Source organism: Streptomyces sp. cmx-4-9 (genome assembly GCF_046548835.1).
Classification (GTDB): Bacteria; Actinomycetota; Actinomycetes; order Streptomycetales; family Streptomycetaceae; genus Streptomyces.
In genome coordinates this window covers 639,846-657,446 of sequence record NZ_JAEBEE010000002.1, presented here as the reverse complement: position 1 = coordinate 657,446, position 17,601 = coordinate 639,846, and the positions used below count along the sequence as shown (strand labels likewise).

The 17,601-nt window shown below is 75.1% G+C and carries 13 protein-coding genes; 7 read left to right on the top strand and 6 right to left on the bottom strand.

Annotation, left to right across the window (positions count from 1 at the left end; genetic code table 11):
- Nucleotides 1-239: 239 nt before the first annotated feature.
- Together ACLJTM_RS09045 and ACLJTM_RS09040 are read left to right on the top strand one after the other, a co-directional pair.
- Nucleotides 240-1,430, top strand: coding sequence for an MFS transporter (locus ACLJTM_RS09045; RefSeq protein WP_411102911.1), 1,191 nt, complete (start codon nucleotides 240-242; stop codon nucleotides 1,428-1,430).
- Nucleotides 1,431-1,621: 191 nt separating this feature from the next.
- Nucleotides 1,622-2,878, top strand: coding sequence for a histidine kinase dimerization/phospho-acceptor domain-containing protein (locus ACLJTM_RS09040; RefSeq protein WP_411102910.1), 1,257 nt, complete (start codon nucleotides 1,622-1,624; stop codon nucleotides 2,876-2,878).
- A gap of 65 nt (nucleotides 2,879-2,943) precedes the next feature.
- Here the strand turns inward: ACLJTM_RS09040 and ACLJTM_RS09035 are convergent, their stop codons facing one another.
- Nucleotides 2,944-4,152 carry a cytochrome P450 family protein gene (locus ACLJTM_RS09035; RefSeq protein ID WP_411102909.1) on the bottom strand — a complete coding sequence of 403 codons (1,209 nt, stop codon included), beginning with the start codon at nucleotides 4,150-4,152 and terminating at the stop codon, nucleotides 2,944-2,946.
- Between the two features lie 395 nt (nucleotides 4,153-4,547).
- Between ACLJTM_RS09035 and ACLJTM_RS09030 the strand changes: the two genes are divergently transcribed.
- A complete protein-coding gene (locus ACLJTM_RS09030; protein ID WP_411102908.1) occupies nucleotides 4,548-5,597 on the top strand; it encodes a tetratricopeptide repeat protein in 1,050 nt (349 codons plus the stop codon).
- Nucleotides 5,598-5,707: 110 nt separating this feature from the next.
- Here the strand turns inward: ACLJTM_RS09030 and ACLJTM_RS09025 are convergent, their stop codons facing one another.
- From ACLJTM_RS09025 to ACLJTM_RS09010, 4 genes are all read right to left on the bottom strand, one after another.
- A complete protein-coding gene (locus ACLJTM_RS09025; protein WP_411102907.1) occupies nucleotides 5,708-9,313 on the bottom strand; it encodes a CHAT domain-containing protein in 3,606 nt (1,201 codons plus the stop codon).
- 59 nt (nucleotides 9,314-9,372) lie between these two features.
- The gene (locus tag ACLJTM_RS09020; RefSeq protein WP_411102906.1) at nucleotides 9,373-10,320 is read right to left on the bottom strand and encodes a hypothetical protein; all 948 of its coding nucleotides are present in this window, start codon (nucleotides 10,318-10,320) and stop codon (nucleotides 9,373-9,375) included.
- Nucleotides 10,321-10,327: 7 nt separating this feature from the next.
- Nucleotides 10,328-10,738 (bottom strand): hypothetical protein, encoded by a 411-nt coding sequence (locus ACLJTM_RS09015; protein WP_411102905.1) that lies wholly within the window; start codon nucleotides 10,736-10,738, stop codon nucleotides 10,328-10,330.
- Between the two features lie 271 nt (nucleotides 10,739-11,009).
- Nucleotides 11,010-11,603, bottom strand: coding sequence for a hypothetical protein (locus ACLJTM_RS09010; RefSeq protein WP_411102904.1), 594 nt, complete (start codon nucleotides 11,601-11,603; stop codon nucleotides 11,010-11,012).
- A gap of 61 nt (nucleotides 11,604-11,664) precedes the next feature.
- Between ACLJTM_RS09010 and ACLJTM_RS09005 the strand changes: the two genes are divergently transcribed.
- On the top strand, nucleotides 11,665-12,060 hold the full coding sequence (locus tag ACLJTM_RS09005; RefSeq protein ID WP_411102903.1) for a hypothetical protein: 396 nt from the start codon (nucleotides 11,665-11,667) through the stop codon (nucleotides 12,058-12,060).
- 469 nt (nucleotides 12,061-12,529) lie between these two features.
- On the top strand, nucleotides 12,530-14,632 hold the full coding sequence (fusA, locus tag ACLJTM_RS09000) for an elongation factor G (RefSeq protein ID WP_411102902.1): 2,103 nt from the start codon (nucleotides 12,530-12,532) through the stop codon (nucleotides 14,630-14,632).
- Between the two features lie 597 nt (nucleotides 14,633-15,229).
- Here fusA and ACLJTM_RS08995 read toward each other — a convergent pair.
- Nucleotides 15,230-15,619, bottom strand: a complete 390-nt coding sequence (locus ACLJTM_RS08995; RefSeq protein ID WP_411102901.1) for a DUF4180 domain-containing protein — start codon at nucleotides 15,617-15,619, stop codon at nucleotides 15,230-15,232.
- Between the two features lie 193 nt (nucleotides 15,620-15,812).
- On the opposite strand from ACLJTM_RS08995, the gene ACLJTM_RS08990 reads away from it, so the two are divergent.
- Complete coding sequence (locus ACLJTM_RS08990) at nucleotides 15,813-16,055, top strand: DUF6296 family protein (RefSeq protein WP_411102900.1); 243 nt, start codon at nucleotides 15,813-15,815, stop codon at nucleotides 16,053-16,055.
- Nucleotides 16,056-16,353: 298 nt separating this feature from the next.
- A complete protein-coding gene (locus ACLJTM_RS08985) occupies nucleotides 16,354-17,598 on the top strand; it encodes an MFS transporter (RefSeq protein WP_411103281.1) in 1,245 nt (414 codons plus the stop codon).
- The last annotated feature ends 3 nt before the right edge of the window (nucleotides 17,599-17,601 follow it).

Sequence of the window (17,601 nt, the reverse complement as noted above, 5' to 3'; positions counted from 1 at the left end):
TACTGTCTTTTTCGCACGTGCCGGGTCGACTGTCAACGGCCCGAGACCCCGGCGCGCGGCGGGCCGGGGACGGTTGCGCAGCGCCCGCGGCCTGACGGACCCTCGACGCCGCCCCCGGGGCGCTTGCGCCCTCGTCGTGACAGGTCAGGGCATGTTCCGGCGGCGCGGCGGCGGGGGAACCGGATCCCCACCGGCCTGCCGCGCCGCCGAGCCGGGCGCCCCGGGTTACCGTCGGCGCCATGGACGGTGATCGCCGAGGGTGGCTGCTGTGTCTGCTCGCCGGGGCGGTCTTCGCCGTCTGCATGGCCGGCACCACGCTGCCCACCCCGCTCTACGGCCTCTACCAGGACAAGTTCGGGTTCTCCGAGCTGCTGGTGACGGTCGTCTACGCCGTCTACGCCTTCGGGGTCATCGGTGTACTGCTGCTCGCGGGCAACGCCTCCGACACCGTGGGCCGGCGCCCCGTCCTGCTCGCCGGGCTGGGGTTCGCCGCAGCGAGCGCCGTCTGCTTCCTGTGCGCCACCGGCCTCGGCTGGCTGTACGCGGGCCGGCTGCTGTCGGGGCTCTCCGCCGGGCTGTTCACCGGGGCCGCCACGGCGTACGTGATGGAGCTGGCGCCGCGCGGCGGCTCCGCCCGGGCCACCTTCGTGGCGACCGCCGCCAACATGGGCGGGCTGGGCTGCGGTCCGCTGCTCGCCGGGATCCTCTCGCAGTACGCCCCGCGGCCGCTGTACCTGCCGTTCGCCGTGCACCTCGTCCTGGTGGCGGTCTCGGTCGTCGTCCTGACCCGGCTTCCGGAGACGGTCCGGGAGCGGCGCCCGCTGAGTACCGTACGGCCGCAGCGGCCCGGTCTGCCCCCGCAGGTGCGGGCGGTGTTCGGGCCTGCGGCGCTGGCCGCTTTCGTGGGGTTCGCGCTGTTCGGGGTGTTCACGTCGGTCAGCCCGGCCTTCCTCGGGGAGTCGCTGGGCGTGCACAACCGGGCCGCGACAGGGCTGGTCGTCGCCCTGGCCTTCTTCGCCTCCACCGCCGGACAGCTCGCGGTCGGCCGGGTCGGGGTGGGGCGGTCGCTGCCACTCGGCTGCGCCGCCCTGCTGGCCGGGCTGGCCCTGCTCGCCGGCGCGCTGTGGTGGGAGCAGCTGGCGCTGGTGGTGCTCAGCGCCCTCGTCGGCGGGTGCGGGCAGGGGCTGGCCTTCCGCGGGGCACTGTCCGCGGTGGCCGGCGCCTCCCCTCCGGACCGGCGCGCCGCGGTGATCTCGACGCTGTTCGTGGTGGCGTACACGGGCATCTCGGTGCCGGTGATCGGCGTGGGGGTGCTGGCGGAGCCGATGGGCCTGGAGGGCGCGGGGCTGGTGTTCATCGCGTGCATGGCCGTGCTGGTGTCGACCGCGGGCCTGTACCTGCTGCGCCGTCCGGTCGGCGCAGCGGCCTGACCCGGTACGCGGTGGCACCCGGGGCGGCGGGCCCGGATCTGCCACGGTCCCTCCCGGTATGATCACCAGGCCGTTGCCCGGTGGCGCCGCCCGCGGTCCGGCGGTACGGGGACGGGACGTGGGGGCCTGCACGCCACGGGGGACGGCGTACGGGGCGGGCACGGGAACACGACAGTTCGGGGGGACGTCGAATGGGTCTGCGGATCAAGATCGGGGCGACGATCGGAGCCACGGCCGCGCTCGCGGTGCTGGTGACCGGAATACAGGTGCCCTCCATGCTCACCGAACGGGAGCGGGAAGCCGCCCTCGACCGGCTGCGGTTCGCCGAGCGGGTGTACGAGCAGTCCGGCCGGGCCGCCTACGGCGCGCAGCTCGATCCGCCCGGCATGCCGGCGCCGCTGCTGGAAGGGCTGGCCCGGGGGCACCGGAGCACTTACGTACAGGACACTCCCAAGGGCAAGCGGATCTGGGCGGGCACGGCCACGGGCGGCCACTACCTGGTGATGACCACTCGGCGCAGCCCCGCCGTCGGCGAGGTGGAGCAGGTGATGTGGAAGTCCGGGGCCGTCGGGGTGGGGGTCGCCGGGCTGGTCGGCGTCGCCGTCGCTGCCCGCTTCGGACGCAGGCTCAGGGTCTCCGCGCGGACCGCCGAGCGGATCGCCGAGGGAGAGCTCACGGCCCGTCTGCCCGAACACGGCCGGGACGAGATCACCGCCCTGGCCCGCACGGTGAACGCCATGGCCGACGCGCTGGGCAGCCGCCTGCAGGCCGAGCGCGAGGTGACCGCGAACATCGCCCACGAGCTGCGCACCCCCGTCGCGGGCATGCTGGCTGCGGCGGGCCTGCTGTCCGACGGCAAGGCCGAGAACATGGTCAGGGAACGGGCGGAGCGGCTCCGGGACCTCGTGGAGGACATCCTGGAGGTCGCCCGGCTGGACAACGGCGCCGAGGAGGCCGACCTGCGCTGGGTGGAGGTGGCGGGGCTCGCCCGGCGGGCGGCGCGGGCGGCCGCCGAGGGGCGTACCGCTCCCGGCGCACCGGTTCCCGGTGTGCGCGTGGACGTGGTGGAGGACGCCCGGGTGCGTACCGATCCGCGGCGCGTGGAGCGGGTGTTGAGCAATCTCGTGAGCAACGCGCTGCGCCACGGCTCCGCTCCCGTGGTGATCGAGGTGGCGGGCCCGCTGGTGCGGGTCCGCGACCAGGGGCCCGGCTTCCCCTCCCACCTGCTGTCCTGTGGACCCCAGCGCTTCCGTACCGGTGCGGCCGGTACGGGGCTCGGCCTCGGCCTGACCATCGCCGCCGGACAGGCCCGCCTGATCGGCGCGGGGCTCCGCTTCGGCAACCCGGAGAGCGGCGGCGCGGAGGCGGTCCTGGACCTCGGGGAGCCGGCGGCCACCGACACCGGGGCGGCCGGCTCCCGCCCCGCTCCCGCTCCTCCCGCCCCGTGACCCGCCCGTGACCGACCCCGGCGCGGGCGGCCGCCGCTCCCGCCCCGACGGCGGCCGCGCGGCGTTCACCAGCGGACGGGCAGCTCCCGTACGCCCCGGATCAGCATGCCGGGCACCCAGGACAGGCCCGCGTCCTCGGCCTCGGCGGCCAGGCCGGGGAACCGCTCCAGCAGGGAGCGCAGTGCGATCCGCCCCTCCAGCCGGGCCAGCGGCGCACCGAGGCAGTGGTGCAGGCCGTGGCCGAAGGCGATGTGGCCCCGGGCGTCGCGCCGGATGTCGAAGCGGTCCGGGTCCTGGAAGCGTGCCGGGTCGCGGTCCGCGTCGGCCATGGTGATCAGTACGACGGAGCCCGACGGGATCACCGTCCCGCCCATCTCCACGTCCTTCAGGGCCAGTCGCTGGGTGCAGGTCTCCACCGGGCCGTCGTAGCGCAGCATTTCCTCGATGGCACCGTCCAGCAGTCCGAGGTCCGCGCGCAGGTCGGCGAGCTGGTCGGGATGGGCGAAGAGGGCGCGCATCCCGTTGCCGATCATGTTGACCGTGGTCTCGTGGCCGGCGATGAGCAACAGGACGCACATGCCGATCAGTTCGGCGGCGGAGAGCCGGTCGCCGCCCTCGTCGACGGTGTGGATCATCCCGCTGAGCAGATCGTCGCCGGGTCGGGCCCGCTTGGCCTCGATCAGCCCGGTCAGGTAGCGGGGCATCTCCTCGTACGCGCGGGCCTCCGCCTCGGGGCTGGTGCGGGCGACCATTTCGTTGGACCAGCCGCGGAAGGCGTCGCGGTCCAGTTCGGGTACGCCGAGCAGTTCACAGATGACGGTCATCGGCAGGGGGAAGGCGAAGGCGTCGATCAGGTCGGTACGGCGCTCCCCGTCGGCCGCCATGGCGTCCAGCAGTCCGTCGGTGACCTCCTGGATGCGCGGCGCCAGTGCGTCGATGCGGCGCGGGGTGAACTCCCGGGCCACCAGGCGGCGCAGCCGCGTGTGGTCCGGCGGGTCGGACATCAGCATGTGGGCGAGGGCCGGGTGGTCCTGATCGGCATTGATGATCTGGCTCATGTCCCCGGACCTGCGCCAGTCACGGCTCAGGCGGGGATCGGTGAAGGCCGTGCGGCAGGCTTCGTGCCCGACGACGAGCCACAACTCCTCACCATCCGGGGTGCGTACGTGGTGGACGGGGCCCAGTTCGCGAAGCTTGGCGTATACCGGGTACGGGTTGCGGACGAAGTCCGGGCTCAGTTCCAGCAGATCGACAACGGCAGGCTTGAGCGCCATTCCATTCCCCCTGAATCGAATGCGTGGCGGCGCCACATGTTGATCATGTGGCCCCCTCACGATAGACCCGGATCTGCGGGCCCCACGAACGGGTTCTGCTGCGGATGCCGCCCTCCGCGGAGTGGTCCGCCGAGGACGGTGCAGGACACGTGGTAACCCTGTCCCTGCGCGGGCCGTTGCGCAACCATGGAGGAACGACCGGGGCCGGAATGCGGGAGGGCCGGACGATGAGCGATGGATGGCGCGGGCTGGGGCGGCGACTGGGGCGCGGGCGGCGGTCCGGTGTGCCCGCCGCGGGGGCCGGGGAACCGTCACCGCAGGCCGGGGAACCGTCACGCCAGGCCGGGGGGCAGGCGCCGCGGACCGGGGAGCTGGGTGAGGGCGCCTCGTACAGCATGACCACCCGGGACGGGCCCGACGGGCTCCCCGTCATCGACGTCACCCTGCGCATGACGCCGGTGGCGATGGCGCGCTGGACCCTGAGCGCGGCGCAGGAACAGCACGGCGAAAACCAGCCCGAGACCCTCACCGCGGCCTTCGCCCTGGCCGAGGCCCTGTGGGCCCAGGCCGAGACGGATGAGGCGGTGGACCTGCTGCGGCAGGTCGTCGCCGGCCGCCGGACCGTCCTCGGGCACGGACACCCCGACACCCTGGCCGCGACCTCCTTCCTCGCCCGGGCGTTGGAGAAGCTGGGCGAGGCCGCCGAGGCGGACGCGTTGCTGCGGACGGTGTGGACGCAGTACGCACGCACCGTGGGAGAGGACGATCCGCAGACGTTGAGGGCTCTGGCCCACCTGGCCCGGCTCGCCCTGCTGCGGAGCCGGCCCGAGGAGGCGCAGCGGCTGGCCCGGCAGGCGCTGGCGGGCCGTGAGCGGGTCCTGGGACCGGAGCACCGTGACACTCTGCGCAGCCGCAACGACCTGGCGGCCACCTTCCGCGCACAGCGCCTGCCGGAGGAGGCGGAGCGCCTGTACGGGCAGGTGGCGAAGGACGCGGCGCGCCTGTACGGCCCCGCCGATCCGCTGAGTCTGGACACCCGGGCCAACCATGCGGCCGTCCTGTCCGACCTCGGGCGGTGGGAGGAGGCGGCGCGCAGCTACCGCGCCGTGGTGGAGGAGCGGGTCCGCAGCCGGCCGGGCCACGAGGACACCCTCCAGGCGCAGAACAACCTGGCCTCGGTGCTGCACGCCGCGGGCCGGGTCGCGGAGGCCGAGGCGCTGATGCGGACCGTGGTGGACAGCCGTACGGAGCTGTTCGGCCCCGACCATCCCGCAACCCTGCACAGCCTGAGCAGCCTCGCCGCGATGCTGCACCGCCAGGGCCGCAGGGCGGAGGCGGAGGCCCTGTGCCGCCGGATCGTCGCCGCGGCCGAACGCCGCTACGGCCCCGCGGACCCGCGGACCGCCCGCGCCCGGGAGAACCTGCGGACGGTCCGCGGGAGTTAAGCCGTCTCTTTCGGATCGTGTCGGGGCCCGGCCACCCTGGCACGGTCCGCAAGAGACGACCTGGTGCGGTGACCGGAAAGGTTTGCCGGTCACCGCACCAGGTCGGCGCGTCACACCCCCACGTGGACGTGGGCGGCCCACAGTGACGGGAACCAGGCGTAACGGTCGTGCAGGGCGGCCACGGCCGCGTGCAGGGCGAGGGCCACCTCGTCCCCGCCGGTGTCCGGCCGGGCGAGCGCGGCGTAGAAGGACTCGGCCATTTCGGGGCCTAGTTCGTCGGCGACGGGCCACAGCGTGCCCACCACATGGCGGAATCCAGCCAGTTGGAAGGCGCCGGTAATGTGGATGGACTCGTCCACCAGGTCGTGCCGGGTGGAGGAGGTCGCGCACGCCGACAGGAACGCCAGGTGCGCGCCGTCCAGCCGCAGGCCGGCGACGTCGGTGACGGTCAGCGGCCGGGTCGCGTGGTCATGGGTCAGGATGCGGCAGGCCGAGGGGTCCTGCGGGTCGGCCACGGCATGGCAGGCGAAGTGCGCGGACCCGGAGTGGCGCAGGGCGTCCAGCACGCTGTCCCGGGTCGCCGCCCCGTCGGCGAGGGTGAGGGGTGCGCCGGAGTCCGCCAGATACCGGCGGACGGCGCGGGCCTCGGCTTCCGCGTTCGGCAGCGCACCCTGGCCCGGCGTACGGGACATGGCGACGATCAGCGGCCGGACGCCGGTGCGGTCCGCGGGTGCTTGCCGGGCCCGCGCGTGGTGGAGGGCGGCGACGGTCGGGGTGTACGAGGACACCACCCGTTCCAGGGCGCAGCGCGGCCGGCCCGGGGCGGCGCGGGGGCCGTGGTATCCGGCGGCGTGCAGGGGCAGGAAAGCCAGTGGGCCCTGCGGGCACCACCAGATGCGCCGGGGGGCCGCGCCGGGTGCGGCGGGGGCGGGCGCGAGGCGGTCGAGTACGGGGCCGGCCACCGTGTCCCACAGCCATTCCAGCAGTTCGGACACGGTGTCCTGGCGTGCGAGCCGCTCGGCCACCCCGGTGCCCGCCGTGCCCGGGGACGGGGTGTCGACGGCGGTGAGGAACCCGGTGACGCGGTGGTGGACCTCCTCGGCGGTGGTCCTCAGCGGCACCACCTCGATCCGGCCGTCGGCCACGATCAGCGCGTCGCAGCGGACGCTGATGTTGACCACCACGACGGGGCCTCCCTCCCCGGCCCGGCGCACGATCTCGGAGGCTTCCGGCGGGCGCAGGAAGTCACCCAGGCCGGGCAGGGCCCTGATCTGGGCCACGAGCAGGTCCCATTCGACCTCGCGGACGCGGATCCGCTCGGACTCCTGCACTGCCTGTCCCGCTTGTCCCGCTGGTCCCGCGGACAGGGCGGTGCCCGTCGGTTGCGGGTCCTGCGCGTCGCGCAGCCGGACGAAGCGCTCGGCGAGTTCCGGTGCGCGTTCCCGCAGCCGGGCCAGGTCCGTCTCGCGGGACTGCAGGAGCCGGCCGAGGAGTACCCCGCGTCCGTGTTCGAGGACTTTCAGGGCCTGTTCGGGCCGCCCCGCCTGGATGGCGTAGGCGGCGGCCTCCGCGGCCAGGCCGTGTTCCCGGGCCAGGACGTACTGCTGGTCCGTCCGGGCCAGGTCGCGGGCGGCGAGCCGTGGCAGCAGCCGGACCGCCTCGGTCAGCCAGTGCCCGGCGCCCTCCCAGTCCTGCCGCGTCCCGCACACCTGCCCGAGCGTGGCCCGGGCGCGCAGCCGTGCGTGCACGGGGGCGGCATCCAATGCCACGGCTCCGCGCGCCACTTCCCAGGCCTCGTCGAGCAGTCGGCCGTCCTGTGTGGCCAGCGACAGCTTGTGCAGGGCCTCGGCGAGTGCACTGCGCGAGGAGATCTGTCCGGGGTGGCCGGCCGGGTAGCCGTCCACGACCGTGCGCAGCAGTTCCACGCATTCCTGCAGGTCGGCGATGTCCCCCAGGATCTCGGCCCGCGTGCGCAGCGCCTCGGCCAACTGGTGCGCGGTGGTGCGGTGCTGGTCCGAGCGGCCGGGCCACAGGGCGAGCGCCTGGCGCAGCAGCCCCACGGCCTCGTCCGCGTCGCTCGGGCCGGTGGCGCCGTCCGCGTCGAGGCGCACCCGCAGCAGCAGGGCGAGGTTCCCCAGCAGCGCCGGCCCTTCGAGGTCCCCGGGCTTTGCGCCTTCAAGGGCCTCGCGCTGCGCCGCGACCGCCTCGTCGAGGTGCGGGCGGTGGGCCGTGTGGTGGTAGCGGGCGAGGTGGGCGCTGCTGAGGGTGGACAGGACCGGTGCCCGGTTGGGGTCGCCGGGCGGCAGGACCGCCAGGGCGCGCAGGAGGTGGTCGACACACCGGTCGAGGTCGGCGAGGTCGTGCCGGCCGGTGAAGCGCTCCAGCAGGCTCTGGCCGAGTGCGCCGTGCAGGGCCGCGAAGTTCGGGTCGTCCGGCCCGGCTTCCCGTACCGCCTCCCGGAGCAGCCGTACGGCCTCGTCCAGGTCGGCCGGCGAGCCGGTGCGGGCATGGCGGTGCAGCAGGTGGGTGGCGAGTTCGGAGGCGGCGGCCCGGTGGTTGTCCGCGTTGTGGGCGCTGCGGCCGAGCGCGTCGAGGGCGCCGCGCAGGCGGTCCACGGCCGCCTCCAGGTCGGCCGGGTCGCCCGTGAGGTGGTGGCGGCCCGCGTGCGCCTTGCCCAGTTCGAAGAGCAGCACCCCGTGGTTGAGGTCCTCGTACGGGAGGGCTCGTACGGCCTGCGTCAGGGTCTGCACGGCCCAGTCGGCCCAGCGCAGCTGTCCGGAGCGCGCGGCGCGCTGCAGGGCCAGTTGGGCGACCCGGACCGTCATGACCAGCCGGTAGGTCTCGTCGAAGGACGCGTCGTCGGCTTCCGCCTCGACCTCCAGCACCCGCCGCAGCAGGGCAACGGCCTCGTCGAGTTCTGCGAGCCCGCCGTCCTGGCGGAACCGCTCGGCCAGCCAGCCGGCCAGGCTGACCGTCGGCTGCCACGGCGGGATGCCGCCGTCGCGCAGGACCTCCTCGCGCATCCGGCGCAGCAGGTCCACCGCTTCGTCCCGCGCCGGGCGGTCCCCGGTGAGGCGGTACCAGCTGTCCAGGTAGGCGGCCAGGTTGGTGCGGCGGGTCGTCGCCTCGCGGGTGCCGGGCGGGGTGTGGTCCAGTGCGGCGCGCAGCACGGCGACGGCCTCCCGCAGGTGCTCGGGGTCCCCGGTGAGGTCATGGAGTTCGTCCAGGACTTCGGCGAGTCCGGCGAGCCGGCCGGCCCGTTCGGCAGGGACCGCGGGCGGCGGCTGGAGGGAAAGGCGCAGCAGTTCGACGGCCTCCACCAGCGGGGCGGCGTCCCCGGTGTGCCGGTGCAGGAGGTGCAGCGCGGACCCCAGGCCGTGGAGGCGGTTCCCGGCGGAGGGGCCGCCCGCGGTGGCGGCGAGCGCGCGCCGGTGCAGGTCGACGGCCCGCAGCAAGGCGGCCGGATCGCGGGTGTGCCGGTACCAGAGGTCCTCCGCGTCGGCGAAGCCCCCCAGGTGCACGTCCCGGCCCCGGGTGCGGTCGGATCCGGCTTCCACGACCCGCTGGTGGAGCTCGCGGGCCCGCTGCAGTGCGGACAGGTCACCGGTACGGAGGTAGAGCCCGGTCTCCTGCAGACCGCGGCGGTGCAGTTCGTCGAGGGACCCGCGGACGGATCGGCCGAACAGCCGTTGCGAGCGGCGCGCATCGTCACCCATGGTGTCCACCGTACGGGCACATGGACCGGGCCGGGTACGGTTCCTCGGCCCGGTCCCCCTCAACTCCCTTGGTCCGCAGGTGGTTCGGGGGGGTGTTCGTACCGGGTGGGCGGCGGCACGCCCTGGCGCCAGTGCAGGCACAGCTCATGGGCCAGGGCCCGTTCCTCGCCGAGGCTGTCGGGCAGCGGCAGGTGGAGGGCCTCCAGCAGGTCGAAGCGGTGCAGTTCGATCGCGGCGCGGACGGCGTCCCCGTACCCGAGGGCGGCCTGGACGGCGCCGTGGTAGGCGAGCACGGCCACCGCGGCCGGGACCGCGGCGAGCAGCAGCCACCAGCCGGAGCGCAGCAGCAGCACGCCGCTGACCAGGGCCGTCGCCGCGCCGGTGACACACATCCGGGCCGCGCCGTCGAGCGAGTCCCGGCAGTCGTCGACCACCGCGCGCGCCTGGTCCCCGAGCACCGGGTACAGCCGCGGCCAGGCGACGGCCGCGTCCCAGCCGTACTCCCGGCCTGCGGTGTCGCGCAGCGCAGCCAGGACGTTGCCGAGGGCGGTCGGCCGCAGCAGGTGATCGGGGAGCGGGTACCGCTGCCGCAGCCGGGCCGCGGCAGCGCCCGCACGCTGCACCCGTTCCGGTGAGGCGTCGTGCGGCAGGCCGGCGGGTTCCGCGCGCGCGGCCAGCCGCGCCTTCCTGCGGCGTTGCAGGGCGCGGCCGGGCCCGGCGGCCGACGCCTCGGACGGGCCGCCCTCCAGGAGTCGTACGAGGGCGAGTTGGAAGGGCTGGAAGACCAGGGCGACCAGGGTGGTGCCGAGCGCGATCCACACCGCCTGCCCGGCGCCGATCCCGCCGGCGGTGTGCCAGGCGCGCCGGGGGGAGAGGTCCGCTCCGGGGGCGCCCGCCCAGACCAGCAGCAGGACGAACAGCGCGGCCGCGTAGGTCGGCAGGTAGGCCACCGAGAAGAAGCGCGCGGAGCCGTCGAGGGGCTTGGGGACCGCGGGGGCGAGGCTCACGCCGGGGTCACCCCCGGTCCGCGGGCGGCTCGGCGGGGAGTTCCATCGGCCCGTGGTCGCTCACCCGGCACACCGGCAGGTAGCGGTCGTCGTAGAAGGCGGTGTAGGCGCGGCTCCCGCAGGCGGCGCAGCGGAAGGCGATCACGCTGAAGCGGGTGGACTCCCCCGGCGCCGCCGCACGGGTCTCGTCGCCTGCGCCGCGGGAGGTGAGGCCGAGGACGACCCGCGCGTACGAGCGGGAGGTGGCCCCGGCCTCCTGCCCCCCGACGACCAGCACGACCCGGTCCAGATGCTCGTCCTCGGCGAGCAGCCGCCCCAGGGCAGCGGCCGCATCGTCCAAGGGAGTCTGCGCGGGCAGTTCGAGCCGCGGTGCGCCCTCGCCCTCGGCCCTCGGATCCACCAGCATGCCGTAGCCCATGCGCTGTTGCCGCCCTCCGCCGATGCCGATGTCAATGTCGCTGTCGCTGTCGCTGTCGCTGTCGCTGTTGCTGTTGCTTCCGATGCCGAGGCCCGTGCCGAGGCCGGTGCCCGACCGCCGTCCGCCGGTCCGTCAGGCCAGTCCGCCCGTACGTCGGCTCCAGCCCAACGACCCTACCCGCCAACGGCGATGACCGTGCAGGCCGGGACGTCACCCGGATCACGGTGTGGGGACGACGGGGGCGGGGGCGGCAGTCGCCCCACCCGCGTGGTCAGTCGGCCGGCGGGCCGGTCGCGGCCCGTGCGATCCAGGTGCTGACGGCGAGGAGCAGGGCCGCGCACAGGGCGGCCTTCCAGGGCGAGGTGTCACCCTCCAGCGCCGGGGAAACCCGACGCCCCGGATCGTAGGCGACCCGGACCTCGGCTCCTTCGGCGGCGACCGGCCGGTCGTCCTTGAGCTCGTCGGGGTAGCCACCAGGGCAGCGCAGCGCGAACCGGTGCACGGTCTTCGCCTCGGGGGCACCCTCACCGTAGGAAGCGGACACCGAGGTGCGGACCTCCGTGACGACGCAGGTGGCGCTCGCGGGGCGGGCGGTCGCCTGCTCCGCTGCCGCCACGGTCGCCAGCAGCCCGACGGACAGCAGCAGTGCGCCGAAGAACCCCCCGCTGCCGCCCACACGCAGCCCGTACCCCGCGCAGGTGGCAGCGATCATGACGGCGCCCCCCGCCACCGCGACCGGGGTCGCGGGCGGCGCGGCGCCCGCGAAGTACCAGCGGGCCCAGCCGAACAGGGCCGCGGCGGCCCCGCAGGGCAGCACCGCGGAGACCGACCAGGCCTGTGCCACCGCCGCCACCGACACGTTCACCACCCCCACCCCAGGACGCCCCCGGCCCTCCCCCGGTTGCCGTGCAGGGGATCATCGTCCCATGAGGACACGTACGTTGAGGTTCGATGTGTACGCCGACGAGGCGGGCCTGGCCTGGGTCACGGGGATCATCCGACAGGCCGTGGCCGCACACAGCGCGCGCCTCGTGCAGCTGAGCCTCGCGGACGGCGGCGCCGGGAGCGGCCGGCCTGCCGCCGACGAGCACCAGCACGAGCACGGGTACGAGGACGAGGACGAGGTCGACATCCTGGCGGAGCAGTGGGCCCATGAGCACCCCGGCCAGGACAGCGGGACCCGCACCTCCGTCGAGCTGTGCGTGCGCGTGCGCTGCTCCCTGCGGACCCGACGGGCCTTGCGCAAGGCGGTCCTCGAAACCCTGTGCCCCGCCGAACCGACGCCGCACATCTGCCGTGTGCCGTGGTCCGTCGGCCCGTAGCGCGTAGCCCGTAGCCCGTGGCCCGTCGGCACGGTGCCGGCCCCTTGCCGTGCGCTGCCGGTACCGTGCCCGCGCCCGCGGCCCGAGGGCGGAAAAATGCCGTGCCCGGCCGTGGTCGCCGTGCCTACACTCGCCGGACGCGCCGCCGACACGGGCGCCGCGTGCTCCGTACCGAGTGAGTGAAGAGAAGGGGAACCGGGCCATGTGCAACCGCCGCACCGCCGCCTTCGTTCCCCCGTCCCGCTACGACGTGATCCCGGTGTCCCGTGTGGCCCGGTGCCGGCTGCGCGGCCGCCACCGTACGCCCGTGACGTTCCCACAGCACTAGCTCCCGTCCCGCCCTCCGCTCCCGCCCCCGGCCGGCTCGCGCCGCCACGGCCGGAGCGGCCACGGCCGGGTGCCGGGGGCCGGGTGCCGTCGCGGGGAATCGCGCTGCCTGCCCTCCTCACCACTCGAAAGGCCTCGGGCCATGCGCAGCAACCGGCGACCTCTCGCCGCTCCTTCCCTCAGCACCGTCCGCAACCTGGGCATCCTCGCCCACGTCGATGCGGGCAAGACCACCGTCACCGAACGCATCCTGTTCGCGACCGGCGCGATCCATCGGCGCGGTGAGGTCCACGACGGCACGACCGTCACCGACTTCGACGCCCAGGAACGCGACCGCGGCATCACCATCTCCGCCGCCGCCGTGAGCTGTTCCTGGGGCGGGCACCGCATCAGCCTGATCGACACGCCGGGCCATGTCGACTTCGCCGACGAGGTCGAGCGTTCCCTGCGCGTCCTCGACGGGGCGGTCGCGGTGTTCGACGCCGTCGCCGGGGTCGAGCCGCAGAGCGAATCGGTGTGGCGGCAGGCCGACCGGCACGGGGTGCCGCGGATCGCCTTCGTCAACAAGCTCGACCGGGCGGGCGCCGGCCTCGACGCGGCCGTGGCCTCGATCCGGGAACGGCTCGGCGTCGTCCCGCTGGTGGTCCAACTGCCCATCGGCATCGAGGACGGTTTCACCGGTGTCGTCGACCTGCTGGACATGCGCGCGCTGCTGTGGCGGGCGGACGGCGACACCTGCGAGAGCGGCCCGGTGCCCCAAGAGCTCCAGGAGGAGGCCGAGCGCCGTCGCCGTCTCCTTGAGGAAGCGGTCGCCGAACTGCACGCGGAGGCCCTGGAGGAGTTCTGCACCACCGCGGCACTGAGCGGGCCGACGCTGGTCCGCGCCCTGCGGGAGCTGACGCTCGCCGGGGACGGCCTGGTGGTCCTGTGCGGCTCCGCGTACCGCAACCGGGGCATCGAGCCACTGCTCGACGCGGTCGTCGCGTACCTGCCGTCGCCGGCCGACATGGCGCCGGTCCGGGGCACGGCGGGCGCGGTCGGCGGCGCGGGCACGGTCGGCGGCGCGGAGCAGGAGCGCGCCCCCGATCCGGCGGAGCCGTTCTCCGCGCTCGCCTTCAAGGTGACGGCGACGCCGACCGGGCGGCTGACCTACGTACGGGTCTACTCGGGCACGCTGCGCAAGGGCGAGTCCATACGGGACGCGGCCACCGGCCGCATGGAGCGTGTCGGCCGCATCCTGCGGGTGCAGGCCGACCGGCACGAGGAGCGGGAGGAGGCGGTGGCGGGTGACATCGTCGCCGTGGTCGGGCTGAAGGCGGCCCGGGCCGGCACGACCCTGTCGGCTCCTGGGGCGCCGCTGGTCCTCGAACCGCCGCCGGTGGCCGATCCGGTGGTGTCGGTGGCCGTCGAGGCGGTCCGCTCCGGCGACACCGGCCGGCTCTCGGAGGCCTTGGCCCGCCTCGTTGAGGAGGACCCCTCCCTGGTGGTGCGGGCCGACCGGGAGACCGGCCAGACCGTCCTGTCGGGGATGGGCGAACTCCATCTGGAGGTCGCGGTGGAGAAGGTCCGCCGCGGCCACGGCGTGGACGTGGTGGTCGGGCGCCCGCAGGTGTCCTACCGGGAGACCGTGGTGCGCGGGGTGACCGGCCTCGTCCACCGGCACGTCAAACAGGACGGCGGTGCCGGCCAGTTCGCGCACGTGGTCATCGATGTGGAACCGCTGGAGGAGGCGGCGGGTTTCGTGTTCCGGTCGACGGTGGTCGGCGGCCGGGTGCCGGCGGAGTACGCGCGGGCCGTGGAGGCCGGCTGCCGGGAGGCCCTTGCCGAGGGCCCGCTCGGCGGCCATCCGGTGACGGGCCTGCGGGTCACCCTGACCGACGGGGCCACCCACTCCAAGGACTCCTCGGAGCAGGCGTTCCGCGCTGCGGGCCGCTTCGCGCTGCGCGAGGCGCTGCGCGCGAGCACCCTGGAGCTCTTGGAGCCGGTGGTCGAGGTCACGGTCACCGTCCCCGATGACGGGGTGGGCGCGGTGCTCGGCGATCTCGCGGCACGCCGCGGCCGGGTCTCGGGCTCCACGTCCGGTTCGGGGACGGCCGTGGTCACGGCGGCCGTGCCGCTGGCCGAGCTGTTCGGGTACGCGACCCGGCTGCGCGGGCGGACCCGGGGGCGGGGCACCTTCACCGCCCGGCCTGTCGCCCTCGCCCCGGTGCCGGCGTCGGTTGCCGCGGCCGTCCTGGCCCGTTAGCCGCCGGTTCCCGCCCCGCCCTACCCCGCGCCTGGGCGGGGTGGGGCGGGGACCGTCCTCCTGGCCGGATCGCGTGCTCGTGGGGCGGGGGCGGGCGTGCTCATCGTGGCCCGGAGGACAGACGGAAGGACAGACGGATCCACTGACACCGGCCGAGCGGGAGGCGCCGCCGACGGAGCAGTGCGGGCGACGGCCAAGCGGGAGGCGCCGCCCGCCGGAGCACCGCGGGCGGCTGCCTGGGCTCCCGGAGCACAAGGTTCGCCCGCGGCACGCCGGGCCGGCTGACGGGCCGACGGGCGGGCGGGCGGACGGGCCGACGGGCCGACGGGCCGACGGGCCGACGGGCCGACGGGCCGACGGGCCGACGGGCCGACGGGCAAGCGGACCGGCTAGCGGACCGGCTAGCGGACCGGCTGGCAGGCGGGCGGGCCGACGGGTGGGCCGGCTGACGGGCGGACCGGCTGGCGGGCCGGCGGGCCGGCTGACGGGCCGACGAGCAGGCGGGCCGACGGGTGGGCTGACGGGCGGGTCGGCTGACGGCCCGCGGTCACGCCGCGATGTCGACGGGCCGCCGGGGTCCCGGCCGGCCGCGGGGTCTCAGCCGGCCGCGGGTCCCCGGCCGGGCGCCGGCTCAAGGCGCTTGCGCAGCTCGTCGGCGTCGGCGAGGAACCACGTCTGGCGGCCGCGGTTGCACTCGCGGACGAAGTCGCGCAGTGCCGGACTGTCCGCGGTGTGGCGGGAGATGTCTCCCAGCACGGCAAGGCCCAGGCGGTAGTTGGCGAACTTCTGGATGATGTCGCCGGCGACCTTGGTCCGCAGCGCGAAGAAGGCTTCGTCGAAGCGGTCCGCCGGGACGGCGACCCATCGGGCGCCCGCGTAGCCGGCGTTCCCGATGAGGTCCAGGGCGTCCGCTTCGCTCCCGATGGCCGCTCCCTCGGCGCCGTACATCAGGACGGGTACGTCGTGGAACGTCTGCAAGGTACTCATGGGCCCGAGGCTAGCCACCGGGGCGGACGCCGTCGACGCAATTCACTGGCCCGCACGGGCGCAGGCGGGTGCCGTCGTCCCCCGGTCGGGTCCCGATGCCGCGTGGCGCGTGCCGTCCCGGCGGTGCATGCGGCACGTTGGTACGCGGCCCGTCGGCGCGGTCGGCGCAACGGCGGGGATCTGGAGGTACGTGGTGGGCGAGGACCGGGTGGATCTCTACGAGTTGGTGTTCGAGGGCGACGGCGCCGCGGAGGCGGCGGACACCGTCGTCGTCACGCGCACGGAGCAGAAGGGGCCGGGCGGCCATCCCGTCTACGCCGACGAGAGCGGGATCATCCGCGCGGAGATCAGCGACCAGGGGGAGGTCCGGATGCTGGCCTCCGGCGGCCAGCAGGCGCTCAGCCACCCCGTCCTGGCCCGCCGCCGCGACTCCTGACCGGCCCCGCGTGGGCCGGGGTGGTGCCCGGGTCGCCTTCGGTGCGCCGGCGGCGGACCCGGTGGGGGGTCGTGGCCCGCGGCATGCCGGCGAGGGGCAGGGGCGGTCCCCGGCAGGCCCCGGATCGACGGTCGAGCACAGCCCGGCCGCCAGCCGACGAGCCGACGCGGGCCGAAGCGGGCTGACGCGGACCGACCCGGGGTGACGGGCGGACCGCCCCGGGCGCATCCGGCACAGCCCCCATTGGCCCACCCCGGGGGACGAGCCCGACGCCATCGATTTGACTGACCGGATGGACATGGAGACGGAACAGAAAGCTCCGCCCGGCGCCTACCGGAACCTCGCCGTCGCGACGATCGGCTTCACCCTCACCTTCTGGGCCTGGGACCTCATCGCGCCGCTCGCCCCCGGATACAAGGACGGCCTGGGCCTCAGTGACATCCAGCTGGCGGTCCTGGTCGCCGTCCCCGTCCTGGTCGGCTCGCTCGGCCGGGTCCCGGCGGGCGCGCTGACCGACCGTTTCGGCGCCCGGGTGGTCTTCCCCCTGGTCTCGGCCCTGACGATCGTCCCCGTCCTGCTGCTCATCCCCACCCGCGACAGCTACGGCTGGACCCTCCTGGCGGCCTTCCTCCTCGGGCTGGGCGGGACCACCTTCGCCATCGGCGTCCCCCTCGTGAACTCCTGGTTCCCGCCCCACCGGCGCGGCTTCGCCCTGGGTGTCTTCGGCATGGGCACGGGCGGGGTCGCCCTCTCCGGGTACTTCACCCCCCGGATCGCCGCCCACGGCCAGAACCTCCCCTTCCTGGTCGTGGCCGGTGCACTGGCCCTCTTCGCCGTCGCCGCAGCCCTTCTCATCACCGACCGTCCCGGCCGGCCCACCGCCACCGTTCCGCTCTCCACCCGCCTCCGCGGCGCGGGTCGCCTGCGGGTCACCTGGGAACTGTCCGCCCTGTACGCGATCGGCTTCGGCGGCGTCGTCGCGTTCGGCGTCTACCTCCCGACGTACCTCAAGACCTGGTACGAGCTCTCCCCCACCGACGCAGGCACCAAGGCGGCGGGCTTCGCCCTGGTCACGGTCGTCTTACGGCCCATCGGAGGCAGAATGTCGGACCGGTTCCACCCGGCCCTGGTCACCGCCGGGGCGCTGGCCTGCGTCGCTCTGTTCGCCGTGGTCCAGGCCTTCGATCCGCCGCTGTACCCGCTGGGCACCGCCGCCATGCTGATCATGGCGGCCGGTCTCGGTGCGGCCGGCGGAAGCGTCTTCGCGCTCGTCTCCCAGGTCACCCCCCAGGCCCAGGTCGGCAGCGTCACCGGGATCGTCGGCGCCGTGGGCGGCCTCGGAGGGTTCGTCCCCCCGCTGCTCATGGGCGCGGTCTACAGCGCGAAGGACTCGTACTCCATCGGCTTCATGCTCCTGTCCGACCTCGCCCTGGCCGGCTGCGTGTACGCGTACGCCCGCATGCGCACCCTCGCACGCACCCGGGCCGACTCCACCCCGGGTCTCCTCGCCGGAACCGGCGGCCGGGGAGCACCACCCGGGTGAGGA

Bases quoted from the DNA above. Each gene is read 5' to 3' on its own strand.
- ACLJTM_RS09045 (WP_411102911.1), top strand. From the start codon at position 240: ATGGACGGTGATCGCCGAGGGTGGCTGCTGTGTCTGCTCGCCGGGGCG.
- ACLJTM_RS09040 (WP_411102910.1), top strand. From the start codon at position 1,622: ATGGGTCTGCGGATCAAGATCGGGGCGACGATCGGAGCCACGGCCGCG.
- ACLJTM_RS09035 (WP_411102909.1), bottom strand. From the start codon at position 4,152: ATGGCGCTCAAGCCTGCCGTTGTCGATCTGCTGGAACTGAGCCCGGAC.
- ACLJTM_RS09030 (WP_411102908.1), top strand. From the start codon at position 4,548: ATGACCACCCGGGACGGGCCCGACGGGCTCCCCGTCATCGACGTCACC.
- ACLJTM_RS09025 (WP_411102907.1), bottom strand. From the start codon at position 9,313: ATGGGTGACGATGCGCGCCGCTCGCAACGGCTGTTCGGCCGATCCGTC.
- ACLJTM_RS09015 (WP_411102905.1), bottom strand. From the start codon at position 10,738: ATGGGCTACGGCATGCTGGTGGATCCGAGGGCCGAGGGCGAGGGCGCA.
- ACLJTM_RS09005 (WP_411102903.1), top strand. From the start codon at position 11,665: ATGAGGACACGTACGTTGAGGTTCGATGTGTACGCCGACGAGGCGGGC.
- fusA (WP_411102902.1), top strand. From the start codon at position 12,530: ATGCGCAGCAACCGGCGACCTCTCGCCGCTCCTTCCCTCAGCACCGTC.
- ACLJTM_RS08995 (WP_411102901.1), bottom strand. From the start codon at position 15,619: ATGAGTACCTTGCAGACGTTCCACGACGTACCCGTCCTGATGTACGGC.
- ACLJTM_RS08985 (WP_411103281.1), top strand. From the start codon at position 16,354: ATGGAGACGGAACAGAAAGCTCCGCCCGGCGCCTACCGGAACCTCGCC.